This is a genomic window from Mycobacterium sp. SP-6446 (assembly GCF_001954045.1).
GTDB lineage: Bacteria > Actinomycetota > Actinomycetes > Mycobacteriales > Mycobacteriaceae > Mycobacterium.
Genome location: NZ_MBEM01000061.1, coordinates 1 through 6315 on the forward strand (window position 1 = coordinate 1; position 6315 = coordinate 6315).

Annotated in this window: 3 protein-coding genes; all 3 read right to left on the reverse strand. The window is 70.2% G+C overall.

All coding sequences use genetic code 11. From position 1 onward, the window contains the following. Nucleotides 1-2086: circularly permuted type 2 ATP-grasp protein (locus A5736_RS04415; RefSeq protein WP_076244717.1), on the reverse strand; the 2086-nt coding region annotated here is incomplete at its 3' end. Further along, the gene (locus tag A5736_RS04420) at nucleotides 2086-5418 is read right to left on the reverse strand and encodes a DUF2126 domain-containing protein (protein WP_076244719.1); all 3333 of its coding nucleotides are present in this window, start codon (nucleotides 5416-5418) and stop codon (nucleotides 2086-2088) included. The genes A5736_RS04415 and A5736_RS04420, both read right to left, overlap by 1 nt. A gap of 72 nt (nucleotides 5419-5490) precedes the next feature. Continuing rightward, the coding region (locus tag A5736_RS04425; RefSeq protein WP_217695730.1) for a hypothetical protein at nucleotides 5491-6315 on the reverse strand (825 nt) is incomplete at its 5' end.

The window sequence follows — 6315 nt, forward strand, 5'->3', positions numbered from 1 at the left end:
CGGCGATCCCGGCCAGCGTCAGCATCCCGGCCAGCGTCTGCGAATGCGCCGAGGCGAGCACGCTGTCGGCCCGGGCGAGCGAGTGCGGCGGATCGGCCTTGTGGGCCAGCGCGCGCTCCACGCCGGCCAGCACCATCCACGTGTCGTTGGACAGCTGGTCGCGCACCGCCCGGGCGGCCAGCGCGAGCCCCTCTACCGACTGGACCAGGGATCCCGGCCGGTCGGGATCCACGGTCAGCGACCACAGCGTCGAGGGGGCGATGGCGATCATCTCGGCATGGTCGTGGTCGGCCCCGGTGTCGGTCCCGGTGATGCGGCCCAGCGCGGCCATCAGCACCGGGACACACAGGCTTTCCTCGGCGTCCTGCTGGAGCCGGTAGACGTGGAAGCGGTCGCGGGCCACGATCAGCAACCGGGCCATGTTCTCCGCCCGCTCGCCGTAGCGTCCCATCCAGAACAGGTCGGACAACACGCGCGGCGAGCTGACCGCCCACGTGCCCGCCGCAGTCTTCACCGGTGGCTCGACCACGGGCAGCGTGATCGCCTCGGCGCGGGCCCGCTCAGTTGGGCGTACCCAGATATCCTTTGCCGCAACGGTTTTCAGCGTGTATGCGGCGGGTCCGGGTGCCAGCACATAGCCGACGCCGCCGACCATCGGCGCGTAGCCGCTGCGCTGGGCGACGGTGAACAACCGCATGCCGACGCCGGCCGACGACAACGCGCCGGAATGATCGGTCGGCGCCGACGAGAACTGCGGCAGCTCCTGGCCGACCCAGTGCCACGGCATGTCCTCGATCCGGGCCGCCAACTCGGTGAGCTGGGTCGACGAAAGTGTCGGCCCGACAAGGGTTTTCCCGCCAACCGTGGACTTGATTAGCAGCGACGAGAGATTGGCCAGCAGGTGCGAGCGTTCGCTCGCGATGCCGCCCCAGTACAGCGGTGCGGTTCCCAGCAGCGGGGGTTCGCCCAGCAGTCGCTCCGCCAGCTCGGGCAGAAAGCGCAGCAGTCCAGGGCTTTCCAGGATGCCGCTGCCCAGGGTGTTGACTACGGTCACCGTGCCGCGGTGCTGCGCTTCCACCAAACCGACGACGCCCAGCCGCGAGTCGGCGCGCAGGTCCAGCGGGTCGGCGTAGACGGCGTCGACGCGGCGAAGCACCACGTCGACCTGTTTGAGCGTGCCCAGCGAGCGCATCCACAGCTTGCCGTCGCGCACCACCAAATCGGCGCTTTCCACCAGCGGAAAGCCCAGCAGCGTGGCCAGATACGCCTGATCGAAAGCCGTCTCCGAGTAGATGCCCGGCGACAGCACCACCACCACCGGGTCCTGGGCGACGTCGGGCGCCGCGTCGATCAGTGCCAGCCGCAGCGCCTGCGCGAACGGGGTGGTCGGTCGCGGCGCGATTCGCTCGTAGAGGTCGGGAATGGCGTGCGCGATGACGCGCCGGTCGGCCAGCGCGTAGCCGGCGCCCGAGGGGGCCTGCGTCCAGTCGGCGTTGACCTGAAAGCTGCCGTCCGCCAGCCGGCTGACGTCGCAGGCGTGCATGAAAAGCTGGTGGTGCCCGGGCACTTCGATTCCGCTGGCGCTGCGCACGTAGCCGGGATGCGCGAACACCAGTTCCGGCGGCAGCACGTCGTCGGTGAGCAGGCTGCGGGGCCCATAGAGATCCGCGAGCACGGCATCGAGCAGGCGCGAGCGCTGCACGAGCCCGGCCTCGAGCGCGTCCCAGTCGGCCGCGGAGATCACGATCGGCAGGCTGTCCAGGCTCCAGGGTCTCGGCTCCAGGCCATGCCCGTCGCGGCCGGAATCGACCTCGGTGTAGGTGATCCCGTCGTTGTCGATCAGGCGCTGCACCAGCGACCGCAGCTGATTGAGTCCCGCCCGCCCGCACTCGGCGACGGTGTCGGCCAGCTCGGCCCAGGCCGGCCGCACGTTTCCGTCGTTGTCGACGAATTCGTCGTAGCCGATCCCGGGGCCGTGCCGCAGATCGAACAGCGCTTCCTGCGCCCGCGCGGTCTGGTACCCGGCCAGCAGCCGGTCGGCGTCGTAGCGGTCCGCAGGAACCGCAAGGGAATCCGGGGATGCCATTACTGCTGAACGGTACGCACGCGCCGCAGGTCAAGGATGCCCGGCGCGCCGATGTCGGTGAATATTCGGGCCTGCTTCTCCCGGATTGCGGACAGGTCGAGCTTGCCCGGGGTGAAGCCGGTGGCCTCGAAGCGGCGGGCGCGCCGCGACTCGGCCTCGACGGCGTTGACGGGCGGCTCGTCGTAGGCGCGCCCGCCGGGATGCGCGACGTGGTACGTGCACCCGCCGCGCGACGTCCCGGTGGCGAGGTCGACGAGCTCGAACCGCAGCGGCACGTCGGTGGTGACGGTCGGGTGCAGCGCACTGGGCGGCTGCCACGCCTTGAACCGCACCCCGCCGACGTGGATGCCGGGGTTGTCGGTGGCCAGCAACGGCACCGGATAACCGTTGCACGTCACCAGATAACGGTCGCGGGCGGCGCCGATGATGCGGACCTGAATCCGCTCGACCGACGAGTCGACGTAGCGGGCCGTGCCCGTCGCGGTGGCCTCCTCGCCGAGGGTGTTCCACGGCTCGATGGCCCCGCGCAGCTCGATCTCCACGCCGTCGAAGACGGCGGTGCCGATGCGCGGGAAGCGGAATTCGGTGAACGGGTCCAGCCAGCTGGTCTCGAAGGCGATGCCGTGCGCGCGCAGGTCGGCGGCGACGTCGGCGATGTCGTGAATCAGGAAGTGCGGCAACAGGTATCGCCCGTGCAGGTTGGCACCGTGGCGGATCAGCGGGGCCCGCAGCGGCTCGTCCCAAAACCACGCCACCAGCGACCGCACCAGCAGCGACTGCACCATCGCCATGCGCAGGTGCGGCGGCATCTCGAAGCCGCGCAGCTCCAGCAGGCCCAGCCTGCCGCGGGGGCTGTCGGGGCTGTAGAGCTTGTCGATGCAGAACTCGGCGCGGTGGGTGTTGCCGGTGATGTCGGTGAGCAGGTGCCGCAGCGCCCGATCGGTCACCCACGGCCGCGGCGCATTGCGCCCGAAAGGTCCGGCCAGCCGGGAGATTTCCGCGAACGCGATCTCGAGTTCGTAGAGCGCCTCGTCGCGGCCCTCGTCCACGCGCGGCGCCTGCGACGTGGTGCCGACGAACCGCCCGGCGAACAGATAGGACAGCGCCGGGTGCCGCTGCCAGTAGGTCAGCAGCGACACCAGCAGGTCGGGGCGGCGCAGCAGCGGCGAGTCCGCGGGCGTGACGCCGCCGAGCGTGATGTGGTTGCCTCCGCCGGTGCCGCCGTGGCTGCCGTCGACGTCGAACGACTCGGTGGACAGCCGGGCGAGCCGCGCCTGCTCGTACAGGGTTTCCAGCTGCCGATGCTGTTCGGCGAAGCTGGCGGTGGGCGCGACGTTGACCTCGATTACGCCCGGGTCCGGCGTGATCGTCGTCGAGGCCAGCCGTGGATCCGGCGGCGGGCCGTAGCCCTCGATCACGACCGGGCAGCGGGCCTGCGCGGCCGCGGCCTCGACCCTCGCGATGAGGTCGACGAAGTGATCCAGCGCCTCGGTGGGCGGCACGAAGATGTACAGCAGCCCGTCGCGGACCTCGCCGACCATCGCCGTAGGCGGCGCGGCATCGTCGTCGACCACCGCGGCCGTCGACTCCTCCGCGGGCTCGCCGGGTGACAGGGGGTCGGCGTCGAACGTCGCGCGGGGCGGTCGCCAGCTGATCGAATCCAGCGGTAGCCGCAGGCCCGCCGGCGAATCGCCCTCGAGCAACACGATGCGACCGCGGCGCAGCTGCCAGTCGGCGCTGGCCCAGCCCAGGCCGTCGTCACGCCGGTGCAGCGGCAGCACGAACGCCGCCGGGGACGTGGTGGATTCGTCGAGGCGGGCCAGCAGCGCGGCGCGGGCGGCGGCACTGTCGGCTGTGAGGTCTTCGCCCGCTTGCACCGGGTCGCCGTCGGGCAGGCGCACTTTGGCCGCCAGCCACGCCAGCGGATCCTCGTAGGCCGGCCGCACCTGCGACAGCGGCAGCTCCAGGCCCTCGGCGACCCCGGCGAGCAGCTTGTAGGCCGCCTCGTTGTCCGCGGCCGGACCGTTCGGCTTGCCGGCCCAGGGGTCGGCCAGCAGCGTGTCGTCGGTCCACAGCGGTCGCCCGTCGGTGCGCCAGTACAGCGCAATCTGCCAGCGCGGCAACGGTTCTCCCGGATACCACCTGCCCTGCCCGCGCTGAATCAGCCCCGTCGGTGCCCACGCCGCCTTCAGCCGCGCCGCCAGATCGGAGGCCCGCTCCCGCTTGTGCGGGCCGTCGGCGGCCGTCGTCCACTCCTCGTCGGTTTGGTTGTCCACCGACACGAACGTCGGCTCGCCGCCGACGGTGAGCCGGACGTCCGCGGCGGCCAACCGCTCGTCGACGCGGCGGCCCACCTCGCAGATCGTCTGCCACGCCTGGTCGATGTAGGGCAGCGTGACGCGCGGGTCTTCGTGCACCCGGGTGACGGTGTTGGAGAACTCCAGCACCGATTCGCAGGGTTCGGTGCCGCCGCTGATGGGTGCCGCGGTCGCGGGATGCGGGGTGGCGGCCAACGGGATGTGGCCCTCGCCGGCGAACAGACCCGACGTCGGATCCAGCCCGATCCAGCCCGCACCGGGGATGTACACCTCGGCCCACGCGTGCAGATCGGTGAAGTCGGCCGCGGGCCCCGACGGTCCGTCGAGCGCCTCGACGTCGGATGCCAGCTGCACCAGATAGCCGGACACGAAGCGGGCGGCCAACCCGAACCGGCGCAGGATCGACACCAGCAGCCACGCCGAGTCGCGGCACGAGCCGACGCCGGTGCGCAGCGTCAAATCTGGTGTCTGGACACCAGGTTCCATGCGCAGGCTGTAGGCGACGTCGGCGTTGATCGCGCGGTTGAGCGCCACCAGGAAGTCGATAGTTCGGGTGCCGTCCGGGACCGAGAAGTTGTGCACCCACGCCTGCACGAGCTCGCCGGGACCGGAGGCCCCACCAGCCTCCGGGTCGCCCTCGTCGACGGGCCGCAGGTACGGTTCGAGGTCCTCGGCCAGCGGCTTGGGGTAGGTCAACCCGCCGGGCGGCCAGGTCTCGGCCCAATCCTCGATGAAGAAGTCGAACGGGTTGATCACCTTGAGGTCGGCGATGAGCCCGACGGTGATGGTCAGCCGGCGCATGGGATCCGGAAACACAAGCCGGGCAAGGAAGTTGCCCACCACGTCCTGTTGCCAGTTGATGAAGTGCTCGGCCGGCTCGACGCGCAGCGAGTAGGCCTCGATGGGCGTGCGGGAGTGCGGCGCCGGGCGCAACCGCACCACGTGCGGATACACCTGCACCAGGCGATCAAAGGTGTAGCTGGTGCGGTGCTCCAGCGCGACTTTGATACTCATCACCGCTGATTGCACCACAAGGGCCGCAACCACGCAGCGCAGCGTGCTGCGCAGCGAAAACCGACGCGTCGGCTAGGCGGGCTGCGATCCCGGCGGCGGGCCCGTCTGGTAGCCCGGCTGGGTCGCCGGAACGACCTGACCGCCCGACAGCTTGCGGTAGGTGTAGATCTGGATGAGCTGGGCGATCGGGAAGGCGACGATAAGGCCTATCCCGCAAAGCAATTCACCGACCAACACCACCGCGTACTGCACGAGCCACGACAGCAGCGCGCCGCCGATGTTGGACCGGGTGGTCGCGATGCTGGCCTTGATGGAGTCGACCGGCGAGAGCGATCGGTCGATGACGAACGGGATGGCGAACATCGCAAGGAAGCCGAAGATGAGGCCGGGGATGATGCACAGCAGCGACCCGATCATGACGCCGATCGCGAGCAATATCGAGGTGAGCACCACGGCACCGAGGTTGCGCACCTTGAAGAACGTTCCGATGGTCACCGGTTTTCCGTCGGCGATGTCCAGGCAGCCGGACGCCAGTGCCGCGGTCATGTAGATCGCCGTCAAGAAGAGCAGCACGTAGCCGATGAACAGGACGACGTACGACGCGGCGCTGTAGTTGACGGTGACGTTGCTGGCGGTGTTGCCGTAGGGGTCGGTGTAGGTGCTGCTCGTGCTCTGACCGAAGACCACGGGCAGGAGCCCGGCGACCAGAGCGAAGATCACCAACGCCACCACGTAAACCACCACGGGCACGATGAGCGCTACGGCGTTCTGGGAGAACTTGTTCCACGCCCAGGTCACCGCCTCGCCGACGTTGAACTGCGGCGCGGCCGGGCCGCCGGGGGCCCCACCGTAACCGGGTTGCGGCGGCGGGTAGCCGGCCGGGGGCGGGGCGTAACC

Coding starts and splice junctions, on each gene's coding strand:
- A5736_RS04420 (WP_076244719.1), bottom strand. CDS start 5,418: ATGAGTATCAAAGTCGCGCTGGAGCACCGCACCAGCTACACCTTTGAT.